13 protein-coding genes are annotated in these 18302 nt (G+C 58.7%); 12 read left to right on the forward strand and 1 reads right to left on the reverse strand.

Annotation, left to right across the window (positions count from 1 at the left end):
• The first annotated feature begins 67 nt into the window (after positions 1-67).
• The 7 genes from HMPREF9538_RS05045 to HMPREF9538_RS05015 all read left to right on the forward strand — a co-directional run bounded on the left by HMPREF9538_RS05045 (position 68) and on the right by HMPREF9538_RS05015 (position 7376).
• The gene (locus tag HMPREF9538_RS05045) at positions 68-397 is read left to right on the forward strand and encodes a YqcC family protein (RefSeq protein ID WP_002915249.1); all 330 of its coding nucleotides are present in this window, start codon (positions 68-70) and stop codon (positions 395-397) included.
• Complete coding sequence (gene truC, locus HMPREF9538_RS05040; RefSeq protein WP_002915236.1) at positions 397-1191, forward strand: tRNA pseudouridine(65) synthase TruC; 795 nt, start codon at positions 397-399, stop codon at positions 1189-1191. The genes HMPREF9538_RS05045 and truC overlap by 1 nt, the downstream gene beginning before the upstream one ends.
• Before the next feature lie 4 nt (positions 1192-1195).
• Positions 1196-1639 carry a flavodoxin gene (locus HMPREF9538_RS05035; RefSeq protein WP_002915235.1) on the forward strand — a complete coding sequence of 148 codons (444 nt, stop codon included), beginning with the start codon at positions 1196-1198 and terminating at the stop codon, positions 1637-1639.
• 471 nt (positions 1640-2110) lie between these two features.
• Positions 2111-3463: an MFS transporter gene (locus HMPREF9538_RS05030; protein WP_002915225.1), complete on the forward strand. Its 1353-nt coding sequence runs from the start codon at positions 2111-2113 to the stop codon at positions 3461-3463.
• A 2-nt stretch (positions 3464-3465) separates the two neighbouring features.
• Positions 3466-4806 carry an enolase C-terminal domain-like protein gene (locus tag HMPREF9538_RS05025; protein ID WP_004890100.1) on the forward strand — a complete coding sequence of 447 codons (1341 nt, stop codon included), beginning with the start codon at positions 3466-3468 and terminating at the stop codon, positions 4804-4806.
• 17 nt (positions 4807-4823) lie between these two features.
• Positions 4824-6164 carry a glucarate dehydratase gene (gene gudD, locus HMPREF9538_RS05020; protein WP_002915223.1) on the forward strand — a complete coding sequence of 447 codons (1341 nt, stop codon included), beginning with the start codon at positions 4824-4826 and terminating at the stop codon, positions 6162-6164.
• Between the two features lie 72 nt (positions 6165-6236).
• Positions 6237-7376 (forward strand): glycerate kinase, encoded by a 1140-nt coding sequence (locus HMPREF9538_RS05015; RefSeq protein WP_002915222.1) that lies wholly within the window; start codon positions 6237-6239, stop codon positions 7374-7376.
• A 157-nt stretch (positions 7377-7533) separates the two neighbouring features.
• Here HMPREF9538_RS05015 and barA read toward each other — a convergent pair whose 3' ends face one another.
• On the reverse strand, positions 7534-10284 hold the full coding sequence (gene barA, locus HMPREF9538_RS05010; protein WP_009486029.1) for a two-component sensor histidine kinase BarA: 2751 nt from the start codon (positions 10282-10284) through the stop codon (positions 7534-7536).
• Between the two features lie 113 nt (positions 10285-10397).
• Between barA and rlmD the strand changes: the two genes are divergently transcribed.
• From rlmD to eno, 5 genes are all read left to right on the forward strand, one after another.
• Entirely contained in the window at positions 10398-11702 is a 1305-nt protein-coding gene (gene rlmD, locus HMPREF9538_RS05005) for a 23S rRNA (uracil(1939)-C(5))-methyltransferase RlmD (RefSeq protein WP_009486030.1), read from the forward strand.
• A gap of 121 nt (positions 11703-11823) precedes the next feature.
• The gene (gene relA, locus HMPREF9538_RS05000; RefSeq protein ID WP_002915217.1) at positions 11824-14061 is read left to right on the forward strand and encodes a GTP diphosphokinase; all 2238 of its coding nucleotides are present in this window, start codon (positions 11824-11826) and stop codon (positions 14059-14061) included.
• A gap of 111 nt (positions 14062-14172) precedes the next feature.
• Complete coding sequence (gene mazG, locus HMPREF9538_RS04995; protein ID WP_002915215.1) at positions 14173-14964, forward strand: nucleoside triphosphate pyrophosphohydrolase; 792 nt, start codon at positions 14173-14175, stop codon at positions 14962-14964.
• Positions 14965-15244: 280 nt separating this feature from the next.
• The gene (gene pyrG, locus HMPREF9538_RS04990) at positions 15245-16882 is read left to right on the forward strand and encodes a glutamine hydrolyzing CTP synthase (RefSeq protein ID WP_004142808.1); all 1638 of its coding nucleotides are present in this window, start codon (positions 15245-15247) and stop codon (positions 16880-16882) included.
• An 81-nt stretch (positions 16883-16963) separates the two neighbouring features.
• Complete coding sequence (gene eno, locus HMPREF9538_RS04985) at positions 16964-18262, forward strand: phosphopyruvate hydratase (RefSeq protein WP_002915213.1); 1299 nt, start codon at positions 16964-16966, stop codon at positions 18260-18262.
• The last annotated feature ends 40 nt before the right edge of the window (positions 18263-18302 follow it).

The following is an 18302-nucleotide window of genomic DNA, read 5'->3' on the forward strand; positions in this document are numbered from 1 at the left end:
CCCTTTTTTTATTTCTCCTGCGGATTTGCTATCCTGCGCCCGGTTTTTAACTCATCGAGGTTTCCCCATGACTCTTCACGATAGCGTGCGCGATCGCCTGCGCGCCATTGAAGCCCTGCTGCGCGAAACGGAGCACTGGCAGGAGACGGCGCCTGACAGCAGCGCCTTCGCCAGCGATAAGCCGTTTTGCCTGGATACCCTGGAGCCGCTGGAGTGGCTGCAGTGGGTCCTGATCCCGCGTATGCACCAGCTGCTGGAGAGCGGCCAGCCGCTGCCGCAAAATTTTGCCGTTGCGCCTTATTACGAAATGGCTCTGGATCAGGCCCACCCGGTCCGCGAATCCATGCTGGCGGAACTTCTGCTGTTAGACGCGCTGTTTGCCGGTGAGCAGGCCTGATGCTGGAGATTATCTACCAGGACGACTGGCTGGTGGCGGTCAACAAACCCTCGGGCTGGCTGGTGCATCGCAGCTGGCTCGATCGCGACGAGAAAGTGGTGGTGATGCAGACCGTGCGCGACCAGATCGGTCAGCACGTTTTTACCGCTCATCGTCTCGACCGGCCCACCTCCGGCGTGCTGCTGATGGGATTGTCGAGCGAGGCGGGCCGGCTGCTGGCGCAACAGTTCGAGCAGCACCAGATCCGGAAGCGCTACCATGCGATCGTCCGCGGCTGGCTGATGGAAGAGGCGCTGCTGGATTACCCGCTGGTGGAGGAGCTGGATAGAATCGCCGATAAGTTCGCCCGCGAAGATAAAGGGCCGCAGCCAGCGGTAACCCACTACCGCGGTCTGGCGACAGTGGAGATGCCAGTGGCGACTGGGCGCTATCCCACCTCGCGCTATGGGCTGGTGGAACTGGAGCCGAAAACCGGCCGCAAGCACCAGCTGCGCCGTCATCTGGCCCACCTCCGTCATCCGATCCTCGGCGACAGCAAGCACGGCGATCTGCGGCAAAACCGCAGCGCCGCGGAACATTTCGGCTGTCACCGCTTGATGCTGCACGCCAGCGAGCTGTCGTTAACCCATCCTTTTACCGGCGAGCCGCTGACCCTGCGCGCCGGTTTTGACGACGTCTGGATGCGCGCGCTGTCGCAGTTTGGCTGGCGCGGGCTTCTCCCGCTAAATGAAAGGGTTGAGTTTGCCGACGACAGCGGTCAGGATGAAGAGAATAAGGTCAATCCAGGGAGATAATAGCATGGCGGAAGTCGGAATTTTTGTCGGCACCATGTACGGCAACTCGCTGCTGGTCGCGGAAGAAGCGGAAGCGATCCTCAGCGGACTGGGACACAAGGCTACCGTGTATGAGGATCCGCAGGTCAACGACTGGGAATCCTACACGGGTAAGTATGTGCTGGTGGTCACCTCCACCACCGGGCAGGGCGATCTGCCGGACAGCATCGTCCCGCTGTATGAGGGCATCAAAGATATGTATCAGCCTCACCTGCGGTACGGCATTATCGCGCTCGGCGACAGCACCTATGCCAACTTTTGCGGCGGCGGCCTGAAGTTCGATCAGCTGCTGCAGGAGCAGGGCGCGAAGCGCATCGGCGAGATGCTGAAGATTGACGCCAGCGAAGACCCGGAGCCGGAGAGCGTCTCCAATCCGTGGGTTGAGCAGTGGGCCACCCTGCTCGCATAAAAGCGCTGCCCTCTCCCTACGCAGAGGGCGCTCTTTCAATACGTCGCGGCCAGATACGCGGACGTCAAAATAGTAGCGCTTTCCAGGCGCCACGCCTTTAGGCAAACGCCACAATATCCTTAACAATATCATGGCTTAAGCCAGCCAGTTTCACCGGGTCAAGTGAGGTATTTCACACTCCGGCCCTTTTTGCTGCGCTATGCGGCGCCAGCGGCGCTGGCTTTTCATTTCCGTGAACTTCCCCCCATTCTTTCAGGCATTCGCCACAAACCACCTGCAATAGCGGCGTAAAAGCTGTGTGGATGCACGGTGAGCCGCGGTGTGCCTCTTCATATACTGCTCCAGCCAGTGATAAATGCAGTGCCAGATATAACGACAACTATCAAAACACGACCACGTCATTCTGATTACCCTACAGGTTGTGCTGTTCAGAATGAACGTAGCTAAACGCTATGATTCAGGAGTACAACAATGAGTTCATTAAGTCAGGCGGCGACGGCGGCTGAAAAGCGCACCAACGCCCGCTACTGGATAGTGGTGATGCTGTTTATCGTCACCTCTTTTAACTATGGCGACCGGGCGACGCTGTCGATCGCCGGTTCGGAAATGGCCAGGGATATCGGCCTTGATCCGGTGGGGATGGGGTATGTGTTCTCCGCCTTCTCATGGGCTTATGTCATCGGCCAGATCCCGGGCGGCTGGCTGCTCGACCGCTTCGGCTCGAAGCGCGTCTATTTCTGGTCGATCTTCATCTGGTCGATGTTTACCCTGCTGCAGGGCTTCGTCGATATCTTCAGCGGCTTTGGCATTATCGTTGCGCTGTTTACCCTGCGCTTCCTCGTCGGCCTTGCCGAGTCGCCGTCATTCCCCGGCAACAGCCGGATCGTCGCCGCCTGGTTCCCGGCGCAGGAGAGGGGGACAGCGGTATCGATTTTTAACTCCGCCCAGTACTTTGCCACCGTTATTTTCGCGCCGATCATGGGCTGGCTGACGCATGAGGTGGGTTGGTCGCATGTGTTCTTCTTTATGGGCGGGCTGGGGATTGTGATCAGCTTTGTGTGGCTGAAAGTGATCCACGATCCGAACAACCACCCGGGCGTGAACCAGAAAGAGCTGGACTATATCGCCGAAGGCGGGGCGCTGATCAACATGGATCAGAAGAGTAGCGCGCAGAAAGTGCCGTTTAGCGTCAAAATGGGGCAGATCAAGCAACTGATCGGCTCGCGGATGATGATCGGCATCTATATCGGTCAGTACTGCATCAACGCCTTAACCTACTTCTTTATCACCTGGTTCCCGGTTTATCTGGTGCAGGCGCGCGGCATGTCGATCCTCAAAGCCGGCTTTGTCGCCTCGATTCCGGCGGTGTGCGGCTTTGTCGGCGGGGTGCTGGGCGGGGTGATCTCCGACTGGTTAATGCGCCGCACCGGCTCGCTGAACATTGCGCGCAAAACGCCGATTGTGCTGGGGATGCTGCTCTCCATGACCATGCTGATGTGTAACTATGTCAACGTGGAGTGGATGGTGATCGGCTTTATGGCAATGGCCTTCTTCGGCAAAGGGATCGGCGCCCTCGGCTGGGCGGTGATGGCGGATACCGCGCCGAAAGAGATTAGCGGTCTCTCCGGCGGTCTGTTCAATATGTTCGGCAATATCTCCGGCATCGTCACCCCGATCGCCATCGGCTATATCGTCGGCACCACCGGCTCGTTCAACGGCGCGCTGATCTACGTCGGTATCCATGCCCTGGTGGCGGTGCTGAGCTATCTGGTGCTGGTGGGCGATATCAAACGTATCGAACTGAAACCTGTAGCGGGACGTTAATCATGACTACTCAATCCAGCCCGATTATCACAGAGATGAAGGTCATTCCGGTGGCCGGGCACGACAGCATGCTGCTGAACATCGGCGGAGCGCATAACGCATGGTTTACCCGCAATATCGTGGTGTTAACCGATAACGCCGGCCATACCGGCGTCGGCGAAGCGCCCGGCGGAGAGGTCATCTACCAGACGCTGCTGGCGGCGATCCCGCAGGTGGTGGGCCAGGAGGTCGCCCGACTCAATCGCGTGGTGCAGCAGGTGCACAAAGGCAATCAGGCGGCGGATTTCGACACCTTCGGCAAAGGGGCGTGGACCTTCGAACTGAAGGTTAACGCGGTGGCGGCGCTGGAAGCGGCGCTGCTCGACCTGCTCGGCCAGGTGCTTAATGTGCCGGTCTGCGAGCTGCTGGGCCCGGGTAAGCAGCGTGATGCCGTCACCGTGCTGGGCTACCTGTTCTATATCGGCGATCGGCAGAAAACCGACCTTGGCTATCTGGACCATACGCCGGGCGATCACGAATGGTACCGCCTGCGCCACCAGCAGGCTTTGAGCAGCGAGGCGGTAGTGCGTCTGGCGGAAGCCGCCCAGGATCGCTACGGTTTCAAAGACTTTAAGCTCAAAGGCGGCGTGCTGCCCGGCGAGCAGGAGATCGACACCGCGCGGGCGCTGAAAAAGCGTTTCCCGGATGCGCGCATCACCGTCGACCCTAACGGCGCCTGGCTGCTGGATGAGGCCATCGCGCTGTGTAAAGGGCTGCAGGATGTTCTGACCTACGCCGAAGATCCGTGCGGCGCCGAACAGGGTTTCTCCGGCCGGGAGGTGATGACCGAGTTCCGCCGCGCCACCGGGCTGCCGGTCGCCACCAATATGATAGCCACTAACTGGCGCGAAATGGGCCATGCGGTGATGCTCAACGCCGTCGATATCCCGCTGGCGGACCCGCACTTCTGGACGCTCTCCGGCGCGGTGCGGGTGGCGCAGCTGTGCGACGACTGGGGGCTCACCTGGGGCTGCCATTCCAACAACCACTTTGATATTTCCCTGGCGATGTTTACCCACGTCGGCGCCGCCGCGCCGGGCAACCCCACCGCCATCGATACCCACTGGATCTGGCAGGAGGGCGACGCGCGCCTGACCAAAAATCCGCTGCAGATTATTAACGGCAGCATTGCCGTGCCAGACGCGCCGGGACTCGGCGTGGAACTTGACTGGGAGCAGGTGCGCAGAGCCCATGAGGCCTATAAAGCGCTGCCGGGCGGCGCGCGCAACGACGCAGGCCCGATGCAGTACCTGATCCCCGGCTGGACATTCGACCGCAAACGTCCCGTTTTCGGCCGCCACTAATTAAAAAGGATGATGCTATGACGACTTTCTCTTCAACGCCCGTTGTCACCACCATGCAGGTGATCCCGGTTGCCGGCCATGACAGCATGCTGATGAACCTGAGCGGCGCGCACGCCCCGTACTTCACCCGCAATATCGTAATTATCAAAGATAACGCCGGCCATACCGGCGTCGGTGAAATCCCGGGCGGTGAAAAAATTCGCCAGACCCTGGAGGATGCCATTCCGCTGGTGGTGGGCAAAACGCTGGGCGAGTATAAAAACGTGCTGGGCGCGGTGCGCAATCAGTTTGCCGACCGCGACGCCGGGGGCCGCGGCCTGCAGACCTTTGACCTGCGCACCACCATTCACGTGGTGACCGGCATCGAAGCGGCACTGCTGGATCTGCTGGGCCAGCACCTTGGGGTCAACGTCGCCTCGCTGCTAGGCGATGGCCAGCAGCGCAGCGAAGTCGAAATGCTGGGCTATCTGTTCTTTGTCGGTAATCGCCATGCGACGCCGCTGGCCTATCAGAGCCAGCCGGATGAGCAGTGCGAGTGGTATCGCCTGCGCCATGAAGAGGCGATGACGCCGGATGCGGTGGTCCGCCTGGCGGAAGCGGCGTATGAAAAATATGGTTTCAACGACTTTAAGCTGAAGGGCGGCGTGCTGGCCGGTTTTGAAGAAGCCGAAGCGATCAGCGCCCTGGCGAAGCGCTTCCCGAATGCTCGCGTCACTCTCGACCCGAATGGCGCCTGGCTGCTTGAGGAGGCCATTCAGATTGGTAAACAGCTGAAGGGCGTGCTGGCCTATGCGGAAGATCCGTGCGGCGCCGAACAGGGCTTCTCCGGCCGCGAAGTGATGGCCGAGTTCCGCCGCGCGACGGGCCTGCCGACCGCCACCAATATGATCGCCACCGACTGGCGGCAGATGGGCCATACGCTGTCGCTACAATCGGTGGATATCCCGCTGGCGGACCCGCACTTCTGGACCATGCAGGGGTCGGTGCGCGTAGCGCAGATGTGCCATGAGTTCGGCCTGACCTGGGGTTCGCACTCTAATAATCACTTCGACGTGTCGCTGGCGATGTTCACCCACGTCGCGGCAGCGGCGCCGGGCAAGATCACCGCTATCGATACCCACTGGATCTGGCAGGAGGGCAACCAGCGTCTGACCAAACAACCTTTTGAAATCAAAGGCGGCATGGTGCAGGTACCGAGTACCCCGGGCCTGGGGGTTGAGCTGGATATGGACCGCGTGATGCAGGCAAATGAGCTATATAAGAAACATGGTCTTGGCGCCCGCGACGATGCGATGGCGATGCAGTATCTGATCCCGGGCTGGACCTTTGACAACAAGCGTCCATGCATGGTGCGCTAAAAGTCCGCCGGCCTCTGCGGGGGCCGGCATTGCGCGACAGCGCCAGGGGTTGGCTCAGATTAAGGACAGCAGATGAAAATAGTGATCGCACCGGATTCCTGGAAGGAGAGCCTGAGCGCGCTGGAAGTGGCCAGTGCGATAGAGCAAGGCTTTCGCGAGATTTATCCTGACGCCGAGTACGTCAAGCTGCCGGTTGCCGATGGTGGGGAAGGGACGGTGGAAGCCATGGTGGCGGCGACCGGCGGGCTTCTGGTTCCGCTGACGGTCACCGGGCCGCTGGGCGAGCCGGTTGAGGCATTTTACGGGCTGTCCGGCGATCGCCAGTGCGCCTTTATCGAAATGGCGGCGGCCAGCGGCCTGGAGAGCGTCCCGCCGGCGCAGCGTAACCCGCTGCTGACCACTTCCTGGGGTACCGGGGAGCTTATCCGCCATGCGCTGGACGCCGGGGTAAGACAGATCATTATTGGTATTGGCGGCAGTGCGACCAATGACGGCGGCGCCGGGATGGCGCAGGCGCTGGGGGCGAAACTGCTGACCGCCGAGGGCCAGCAAATTGCCTCCGGGGGCGGCGCGCTGGAGACGCTGGCGCGAATCGATCTCAGCGAACTCGATTCGCGTCTGGCAGATTGCCGGATTGACGTTGCCTGCGACGTCACCAACCCGTTGACCGGCCCGCAGGGCGCCAGCGCGGTGTTCGGCCCGCAAAAAGGGGCGACGGCGCAGATGATCGACCGGCTCGATAGCGGCCTGCGGCACTATGCCCGGATTATCGCCCGCGATTTAGATATCGACGTGCTGAGCCTTGAGGGCGGCGGCGCGGCGGGCGGCATGGGTGCGGCGCTGTATGCGTTCTGTGGTGCTCAGTTGCGTCCGGGCATTGAGATTGTCACCGATGCGCTACAGCTGGCTGAGCGGGTGGCGGATGCCGATTTAGTAATCACCGGCGAAGGGCGTATCGATAGCCAGACGATCCACGGCAAAGTGCCGGTGGGGGTGGCGAGGGTGGCGAAGCGTTTTAACGTCCCGGTGATCGGGATTGCCGGCAGTCTTACCGCCGATGTTGGCGTCGTGCATCAGCACGGGCTGGATGCGGTATTCAGCGTGTTGTATACCATCTGTACCCTTGATGAAGCGTTGGCCAATGCCGCCGCCAACCTGCGAATGACGGCGCGTAACGTAGCCGCGGTTTTGCAGATGGGCGACAGGCGGTAACCCGGCTGGCGCAGTGGTATTTGTAGTCCGGATAAGGTGCGTAGCACCGCGATCCGGGAACCATCCCCGGTGGCGCTTACGCTTACCGGGGCTACCAACCGAATACCGGACCGTAGGGCGTAGGCCGGATGAGGCGCGTAGCGCAGCTATCCGGGGTTTACACCCCCATCCGGCACGCTTCGCGGGCCACATTATCCATCTCATCTAACAGCTCAAGCAGCTCCGGCTCCAGATCCTCGGCGGCGGTGCCTGCCCGCAGCTGACTTTCCAGGGGATGGCACAGCTTTTTCAGCCGCGGCACGCCGCTATAGCTGCAGCTGCCGTGCAGTTTATGGATCAGATCCACCAGCCCTTCCGGCTGCTCGCCCACCAGCTGCTCCTCAACTTTGTTACGCACCTCCGGCATAAAGGCGATCAGCATTTGCAGCATCTCCCGCGCCAGGTCCGGCTTCATGGCCGCCTGGCGCAGCGCCAGCTGCCAGTCGAGCGTTTGATTATGATCGACGATCGGCTCTGCGGGCGGTAGCGACGCCGGAACGACGCTGTGCAGGCCGGGCTGATAGCGCAGCAGCAGTGCGTGCAGTTTCTCTTCTTCGATTGGCTTCGCCAGATAGTCGTTCATGCCGGCGCTCAGTAATTTCTCACGCTGGCCCTCCAGGGCGTGCGCGGTGACCGCAATAACCGGGGTTTGCTGATGATGGGACAGGTGATGGATAAGCTCGCAGGCGCGGATGCCGTCCATATCCGGCATCTGAATATCCATCAGGATCAGATCCATCTGCAGCTGCTTGGCCTTGTCCACCGCCTGCTGGCCGCTGTCGCAGAGGATCACCTGCTGCACAAGATCATCCAGCAGGGCGCCAATCAGCTTCAGGTTAGCCGGGTTGTCGTCGACGGCCATTACCGTCATTGGCAACTTATGACTGTCGATCTGCATCAGCGGCGCGGAGGCAAGCGCGTGGCTGGTAGCCACCAGCGCCGGTAGCAGACGGGTGGTGGTGAGCGGCTTTAACAGGCAGGCGGCAACGCCGTCGCGCTTCAGGGCTTCGGCGCTGACCTGGGCATGGCACGGCAGGGCCAGCAGTACGTTATCGGACATCGCGCAGGCTTTGGCTAATTTTTCCCGATGCGGCGACAAATCGCGCATTGAAACCGGGATACCGACCAGCAGAATGTCATACTGCGCTTCCGCCAGCGAGGAGAAGGTAGGGCTGTAGATAACCTCCAGCGGCGTAGCGGCCAGCATCTCCAGGGTACACTGCGCCGCCGTCGCGTTGGCTTCCACATAGGCCAGACGTTTGCCGACAAGCCCGTCGGTGTTCAGCGTATCCGGAATGGCGTTCGGGTTGAGATCGAGGCTGATATGGAACCAGAAGGTGGAGCCGCGGTTCGGCTGGCTGTGGAACGAAATATCCCCGCCCATCTCTTTGACCAGACGCTGAGTGATCACCAGCCCGAGCCCGGTGCCGCCGTGGCGGCGTGAAATACTGGCATCGGCCTGACGGAAGGCCTGGAATAGCCGGGACTGGTCGCGCTCGGGGATGCCGATGCCGGTATCGTGGATCTGAATTTCGATCTGTACCCGGGAATTACTGATGGCCCGCTGCTCCACCAGTACGTCGATATTGCCGTGCTCGGTAAATTTGATGGCGTTGCCCACGAGGTTGGTCACAATCTGCTGCAGACGCAGCGGGTCGCCGATAACGTTGTCCGGTACATTGTTCTTAATATTCAGCGTCAGCTCCAGCCCTTTATCGTGCGCGGAATGCGCCAGCAGGGTGACCACTTCATCAAGCGAAGTGCGCAGCAGGAACGGAATACTCTCCAGGATCAGCTTCCCGGCTTCCAGCTTGGAAAAGTCGAGCACGTCATTGATGATCGCCAGCAGATTGTTGGCCGAACGTTCGATGGTGGTCAGGTGGTCGCGCTGCGTAGCGTTGAGATCGGTTTTCAGCGTCAGGCGGGTAAAGCCGATCACCCCATTGAGCGGGGTGCGCAGCTCGTGAGACATATTGGCCAGGAACTCAGACTTAATGCGCGCCGCCTCCTGGGCGCGCTTTTTCGCCAGGTCCAGCTCGACGTTCTGGATCTCCATCTGCTCAAGCGTTTCCCGTAGATCGGAGGTCGCCTGGTCGACGTTGTGTTGCATCTCTTCGTGGTATGCCGCCAGCGACATGGCCATCGAGTTAATGCCATTTTTCAGCATATCCAGTTCGCCGAGCATAAAGCCTTCGACCCGGCTGTCCAGCTGTCCGCGGCGGATGCGGTCGACAGTGTTAACCATATTGCGGATTGGCCCAGTGACGTCGCGCATCAGCCTCCAGCCGAAGATTAACGCGATGCCGATACAGAACAGCATCATTACGCTGGAGATAAAAATCTCTTTGTACTGCTGGAGGCGAACCGATTTTAGATCCAGCTCCAGGGCGACGTAGCCCAGCATATTGCCCGGCATTTTAGCGTCAGATTCGGGTGATTCATCCGGAGAATAGCTTTCCGAGACAATAGGCGTGCGCAGGATCATCATGTCGCCATCGCGGATGACGCTGAGGTGACGGGGGAATGCCTCGCCTTTCGGGATCTGCAGTTCGCTGGGATTGAGCTGGTAATTGGAGGTGACAAATAAGCGGTTATGCGAATCGTACACCGAGATGGCCCGCACGATCTCCGAGTGGCGACGATGCAGAACGCTGATCAGCTGGCCGATGGATTCGCGGTTTTGCAAGTTCATGCCATATTCGCTGGAGACCGCCAGCGGTTCGATAATACTGGCGCCAGCGTCCTCCAGCTGGCGTTGCAGGTCGTTATAACGATGAGCGACAAAGAAAATACTGAGCAACAGTCCTATCAGGACGGTTGGCGCCAGAATCAGAATCATCATGCGAGCACGCAGGCTGTAGTTGGTCATGCGGTTCCATTATGGGAGAATATAGACATCATCGTTCTGTGCAGCGTCGCTGCGCCTCGCGGCGCTGCCGCTCTGAACGAGCTCGTTTTATTTGATTGAGACAACTCTCTACGATGGCGCAATTCTACTCTGCAAAACGGCGTGTGACGACGCGCCAGATCATAACCGTTACAGTCAACGACCTCGATCCCTTTGGTCAGGGTGTTGCCCGCCATCAGGGGAAGGCGTTGTTCGTGAGCGGCGTGCTGCCCCACGAGCAGGCCGAGGTGGCGCTGGTGGAAGATAAAAAACAGTACGCCCGCGCCGAGGTGAAACGCCGACTGACCGACAGCCCGCAGCGCCAGGCGCCGCGCTGCCCCCATTTTGGCGTCTGCGGCGGATGCCAACAACAACATGCCAGCGTTCCGCTTCAGCAGCAAAGTAAACGCGCCGCGCTGGGGCGACTGATGAAGCGCGAGGTAGATGACGTCATCGCCGGCGCGCCGTGGGGCTACCGCCGTCGCGCACGCTTGAGCTTGAATTATCAGCCGAAGACCCAACAATTGCAGATGGGTTTTCGCCAGGCCAACGCCAAAGCGATCGTCGATGTGGTGCAGTGCCCTGTTTTGGTGCCCCAACTTGAGGCATTGCTGCCCGCTGTGCGCGAGTGCTTAAGCGCGCTGAGCGCATTACGCCATCTCGGCCACGTCGAGCTGGTGCAGGCGGACAATGGCCCGCTGATGGTGCTGCGCCATACCGCAGCCCTGCCGGCGACAGACAGGGAAAAACTGGAACGCTTTTCGCAAACTCACGGTCTTTCCCTGTACCTCGCGCCACAAAGCGAGATACTGGAGCATATTCATGGCGAAGCGCCATGGTATACCTCAGACGGACTACGCTTAGTGTTCAGCCCGCGGGATTTTATCCAGGTCAACGACGGCGTAAATCAGCAGATGGTGCGTACCGCACTGGAGTGGCTGGATCTGCGGCCAGAGGACCGGGTGCTGGATCTGTTCTGCGGGATGGGCAACTTTACCCTGCCGCTGGCGACACGCGCCGCCCATGTGGTGGGCGTGGAAGGGGTGCCGGCGCTGGTGGAGAAGGGGCGGGAAAACGCCGCCCGCAATGGTTTATCAAATGTCACTTTCTTCCATGAAAATCTGGAAGAAGACGTCACCCGTCAGGCCTGGGCGAAGCACGGCTTTGATAAAGTGCTGCTGGCCCCGGCCCGCGCCGGCGCGCCGGGCGTGATGCCGCATATAATAAAACTGGCACCGCGGCGGGTGGTGTATGTTTCCTGCAACCCGGCGACGCTGGCGCGAGACAGCGAAACCCTGTTGCAGGCTGGATATCAGATTCAACGCCTGGCGATGCTGGATATGTTCCCGCATACCGGCCATCTGGAATCAATGGTGTTGTTTGAGCGCAGGCTTACATAAGGTCATTCACAACGTCGCAGAAGAGCCACCCTGGCCATGAATGCTGACGCGACCTGCAGGATGACATGTAGAAAGTTGAGGCTTGCCGACTTCGGCAGGCCGGTCCCTTAAGGAGAGGACAATGGTTGCGGTAAGAAGTGCACATCTTAATAAAGCTGGTGAATTTGACCCGAAGAAATGGATCGCGAGTCTGGGAATTTCCAGCCAGCAGTCGTGTGAGCGCTTAGCCGAAACCTGGGATTATTGTCGCGAAAAAACGCAAGGACACCCGCAGGCGGACCTGCTGCTGTGGCGGGGCGTCGAAATGGTGGAGATTCTCTCCACCCTAAGTATGGACATCGATACGCTGCGCGCGGCGCTGCTGTTCCCGCTGGCCGACGGCGAAGTTGTCAGCGAAGAGGTGATGCAGGAGAGCGTAGGTAAATCGGTCGTGACCCTGATTCACGGGGTGCGGGACATGGCCGCTATCCGCCAGCTGAAAGCTACCCATACCGACTCGGTCTCTTCCGAGCAGGTGGATAACATTCGCCGTATGCTGCTGGCGATGGTTGACGATTTCCGCTGCGTGGTCATCAAACTTGCTGAGCGTATCGCGCATCTGCGCGAGGTCAAAGACGCGCCGGAAGATGAGCGCGTTCTTGCGGCGAAAGAGTGCACCAATATCTATGCTCCCCTGGCGAACCGCTTAGGTATCGGCCAGCTGAAGTGGGAGCTGGAAGATTACTGCTTCCGCTATCTGCACCCGGCGGAATACAAGCGCATTGCCAAACTGCTCCACGAGCGCCGTATCGACCGCGAGCATTACATCGAAGAGTTTGTCGGCCACCTGCGCTCAGAGATGAAAGCCGAAGGCGTCAAGGCGGAAGTCTATGGCCGGCCGAAGCATATCTACAGTATCTGGCGCAAAATGCAGAAAAAACACCTCGCTTTCGACGAGCTGTTTGACGTTCGCGCGGTGCGTATTGTGGCTGAGCGTTTGCAGGATTGCTATGCCGCGCTGGGGATCGTCCATACTCACTACCGCCATCTGCCGGATGAATTCGACGACTACGTGGCCAACCCGAAACCCAACGGTTACCAGTCTATCCATACCGTGGTGCTGGGGCCGAGCGGCAAGACGGTGGAGATTCAGATCCGCACCCGGCAGATGCATGAAGATGCCGAGCTGGGCGTGGCCGCACACTGGAAGTACAAAGAGGGCGCGGGAGCCGGCACCAGCGGCGGCCGCGGCTATGAAGACCGTATCGCCTGGCTGCGTAAGCTGATTGCCTGGCAGGAAGAGATGGCCGACTCCGGCGAGATGCTCGACGAAGTGCGCAGCCAGGTCTTCGACGACCGGGTGTATGTCTTTACGCCGAAAGGCGACGTGGTGGACCTGCCTGCGGGGTCGACGCCGCTGGACTTTGCCTATCATATTCACAGCGATGTCGGCCATCGCTGCATCGGCGCCAAAATTGGCGGCCGCATCGTGCCGTTCACCTACCAGCTGCAGATGGGCGATCAGATCGAAATTATTACCCAGAAGCAGCCGAACCCGAGCCGTGACTGGCTGAACCCTAACCTCGGCTATGTGACCACCAGCCGCGGACGTTCGAAGATCCACGCCTGGTTCCGTAAGCAGGATCGCGACAAGAACATTCTCGCCGGTCGGCAGATCCTCGACGACGAGCTGGAGCATTTGGGCATCAGCCTGAAGGATGCGGAAAAGCACCTGCTGCCGCGCTATAACTTCAACGAGCTCGATGAACTGCTGGCCGCCATCGGCGGTGGCGATATCCGTCTCAACCAGATGGTCAACTTCCTGCAGGCGCAGTTCAATAAACCTAGCGCCGCCGAGCAGGATGCGGCCGCGCTGAAGCAACTGCAGCAGAAAACCTACACGCCGCAAAATCGCACCAAGGACAATGGCCGGGTAGTGGTGGAAGGGGTAGGCAACCTGATGCACCATATTGCCCGCTGCTGCCAGCCAATCCCGGGCGACGAGATCGTCGGCTTTATCACCCAGGGGCGCGGGATCTCCGTGCATCGCGCGGACTGCGATCAGCTGGCAGAACTGCAGTCGCATGCCCCGGAGCGCATCGTCGATGCGGTATGGGGCGAAAGCTACTCGGCGGGCTACTCGCTGGTGGTCAGGGTGGAGGCGAACGATCGCAGCGGTTTACTGCGCGATATCACTACCATCCTCGCCAATGAGAAGGTGAACGTGCTGGGCGTCGCCAGCCGCAGCGATACCCGTCAGCAGCTGGCAACCATCGATATGACCATCGAGATTTACAACCTGCAGGTGCTGGGCCGGGTGCTCGGTAAGCTCAACCAGGTGCCGGATGTGATCGACGCGCGCCGTCTGCACGGCGGTTAATTCGTCTGTAGGCCGGATAAGGCGAAGCCGCCATCCGGCAATTTCGCAACGTCGGATCAGGTCTAAACGCCTTATCCGGCCGACTATTTTTTAAATTTCCAGGATTGTCACATGACTCAAATTGACCGCTTGCTCGGCATCATGCGCCGCCTGCGCGACCCGGAAAACGGCTGCCCGTGGGATAAAGAGCAGACCTTTGCCACCATCGCCCCTTATACCCTTGAGGAGACCTATGAGGTCCTCGATGCTATCCAGCGGGAAGATTTTGACGATCTGCGCGGTGAGCTGGGCGATCTGCTGTTCCAGGTGGTGTTCTATGCGCAAATGGCGCAGGAAGAGGGACGCTTTAACTTTGACGATATCTGCGCCGCCATCAGCGACAAGCTGGAGCGTCGCCACCCGCATATCTTCGGCGAGGCATCGGCGGGCAATAGCACGGAAGTCCTGGCTCGCTGGGAGCAAATCAAAAGCGCGGAGCGGGCGGAAAAAGCCCAGCATTCGGCACTGGACGATATTCCCCATAGCCTGCCGGCGCTGATGCGCGCGCATAAAATCCAGCGCCGCTGCTCGGCAGTGGGTTTCGACTGGACCTCGCTGGGCCCGGTGCTCGACAAAGTGCATGAAGAAATTGATGAAGTGATGCATGAAGCGCAGCAGGCGGTGGTGGATGAAGCAAAACTGGAAGAGGAAGTGGGCGATCTGCTGTTTGCCACGGTGAATTTATCCCGTCATTTGGGCGTCAAAGCCGAGGTGGCGCTGCAGAAAGCAAACCTCAAATTTGAGCGTCGTTTCCGCGAGGTCGAGCGTATTGTCGCCGCCCGAGGCCTGGAAATGACCGGCGTCGACCTCGATACCATGGAAGAAGTGTGGCAGGAAGTAAAACGCCAGGAAACTGATCTCTAACGGATTTTCGTGATCAAGCGCGATTTGTGTGATTTTATAAATAACAAGCGCTTGATTTACGTCAAAAACATTTCGCCAAAAGCGTCTATTTTCTCTTTCCGTTATGTCGTTGAAACACCATGTAGCCTGCCTCTTCGAGTTGTTCGAGTCGCAACACAGGTGCAACTTGAAGAACGAAGGGGAGGGGAAGAATGAAAGTTTGTGGCGTCACGCATGTTCGGGTATACTACTTTCCCGTCCTGGTTATTCCATCGTTTTACCCTAACTTCTCAGGTTCAGCATGACAACGAACTATATTTTTGTGACCGGCGGGGTCGTATCCTCTCTGGGTAAAGGCATTGCCGCAGCCTCCCTGGCAGCCATTCTTGAAGCCCGTGGTCTCAACGTGACCATCATGAAACTGGATCCGTATATCAACGTCGATCCGGGCACCATGAGCCCAATCCAGCATGGGGAAGTGTTCGTTACTGAAGACGGCGCAGAAACCGATCTGGACCTGGGCCACTATGAGCGTTTTATCCGCACCAAGATGACGCGCCGCAATAACTTCACCACCGGCCGTATCTACTCCGACGTGCTGCGCAAAGAGCGCCGTGGCGACTACCTGGGCGCGACCGTTCAGGTTATCCCGCACATCACCAACGCTATCAAAGAGCGCGTACTGGCGGGCGGCGAAGGCCATGACGTCGTGCTGGTGGAAATCGGCGGTACCGTAGGCGATATCGAATCCCTGCCGTTCCTCGAAGCGATTCGTCAGATGGCGGTAGAGATCGGCCGCGAGCATACCCTGTTCATGCACCTGACTCTGGTGCCGTACATGGCCGCCGCGGGCGAAGTCAAAACCAAGCCGACCCAGCACTCCGTGAAAGAGCTGCTCTCCATCGGTATTCAGCCTGATATTCTGATCTGCCGCTCCGATCGCGCGGTTCCGGCCAACGAACGAGCCAAAATTGCTTTGTTCTGTAACGTTCCGGAAAAGGCTGTGATTTCTCTGAAAGATGTCGATTCCATTTATAAAATTCCGGGCCTGTTGAAATCTCAGGGGCTGGACGATTATATTTGTAAACGATTCAGCTTAACTTGTCCGGAAGCAAACCTGGCCGAATGGGAACAGGTAATCTATGAAGAAGCTAATCCGGCAGGCGAAGTCACCATCGGTATGGTCGGTAAGTACATTGAACTGCCGGATGCCTACAAGTCGGTGATTGAAGCGCTGAAACACGGCGGTCTGAAAAATCGCGTTACCGTCAACATCAAGCTGATCGATTCGCAGGATGTGGAAACGCGCGGCGTCGAAATCCTCAAGGATTTAGACGCTATCCTGATCCCGGGCGGCTTCGGCTACCGCGGCGTTGAAGGCAAGATCGCCACCGCGCGCTATGCGCGTGAAAACAATATTCCTTATCTGGGCATCTGCCTGGGTATGCAGGTTGCGCTGATTGAGTTCGCGCGTAACGTAGCGGGTATGGAAAACGCCAACTCGACGGAATTTGTGCCAGACTGTAAATACCCGGTCGTGGCCCTGATTACCGAATGGCGTGACGAAGATGGCAACGTTGAAGTCCGCTCTGAGAAGAGCGATCTGGGCGGCACCATGCGCCTGGGCGCGCAGCAGTGCCAGCTGAGTGATGATTCTCTGGTACGCCAGCTTTACGGCGAGCCGACCATCACCGAGCGTCATCGTCACCGCTACGAAGTCAACAACATGTTGTTGAAACCGATTGAAGCTGCCGGTCTGCGCGTTGCGGGCCGTTCCGGGGATGATCAGTTGGTCGAGATCATCGAAGTGCCGAACCATCCGTGGTTTGTGGCCTGCCAGTTCCACCCGGAGTTTACTTCGACGCCGCGTGATGGACACCCGCTGTTTGCCGGCTTTGTGAAAGCCGCGAGCGAGTACCAGAAACGCCAGGCGAAGTAAAAAGAGTTTGAACGGCAATGCACCCATCCGGGTGCATTGTTTGTCTGGAGTTTTAGTTTAACTTGTACTGAGGAAAACCTAATGTCCAAAATCGTTAAAGTCATCGGTCGTGAAATCATCGACTCCCGTGGTAACCCGACTGTTGAAGCCGAAGTACACCTGGAAGGTGGTTTCGTCGGTATGGCAGCTGCTCCGTCAGGTGCTTCTACTGGTTCCCGCGAAGCGCTGGAACTGCGCGATGGCGACAAATCCCGTTTCCTGGGTAAAGGCGTAACCAAAGCTGTTGCTGCGGTAAACGGCCCGATCGCTCAGGCAATCCTGGGCAAAGATGCTAAAGATCAGGCTGGCATCGACAAGATCATGATCGACCTGGACGGTACTGAAAACAAATCTAACTTCGGTGCGAACGCTATCCTGGCCGTTTCTCTGGCGAACGCCAAAGCAGCTGCTGCGTCCAAAGGCCTGCCGCTGTACGCGCACATCGCTGAACTGAACGGCACTCCGGGCAAATACTCCATGCCGGTTCCGATGATGAACATCATCAACGGCGGTGAGCACGCTGACAACAACGTCGACATCCAGGAATTCATGATTCAGCCGGTTGGCGCGCCGACCCTGAAAGAAGCAGTACGCATGGGTTCTGAAGTGTTCCATCACCTGGCGAAAGTGCTGAAGTCCAAAGGCATGAACACTGCCGTTGGTGACGAAGGCGGCTACGCGCCGAACCTGGGTTCCAACGCCGAAGCGCTGGCTGTTATCGCTGAAGCGGTTAAAGCTGCAGGCTACGAGCTGGGCAAAGACATCACCCTGGCGATGGACTGCGCGGCGTCTGAATTCTACAAAGACGGTAAATACGTTCTGGCTGGCGAAGGCAACAAAGCATTCACCTCTGAAGAGTTCACTCACTTCCTGGAAGAGCTGACCAAACAGTACCCGATCGTCTCCATCGAAGATGGTCTGGACGAATCTGACTGGGAAGGTTTCGCTTACCAGACCAAAGTACTGGGCGACAAAATCCAGCTGGTTGGTGACGACCTGTTCGTAACCAACACCAAGATCCTGAAAGAAGGCATCGAAAAAGGCATCGCTAACTCCATCCTGATCAAGTTCAACCAGATCGGTTCTCTGACCGAAACTCTGGCTGCTATCAAGATGGCGAAAGACGCTGGCTACACCGCTGTTATCTCTCACCGTTCTGGCGAAACTGAAGACGCTACCATTGCCGACCTGGCTGTTGGTACCGCTGCAGGCCAGATCAAAACTGGTTCTATGAGCCGTTCTGACCGCGTTGCTAAATACAACCAGCTGATTCGTATCGAAGAAGCGCTGGGTGAGCAAGCGCCGTTCAACGGTCGTAAAGAGATCAAAGGTCAGGCTTAATCCTGTCCTTGTGAAATAATCATGCCAGCCTTCGGGCTGG

The organism is Klebsiella sp. MS 92-3 (assembly GCF_000195655.1).
Classification (GTDB): Bacteria; Pseudomonadota; Gammaproteobacteria; order Enterobacterales; family Enterobacteriaceae; genus Klebsiella; species Klebsiella pneumoniae.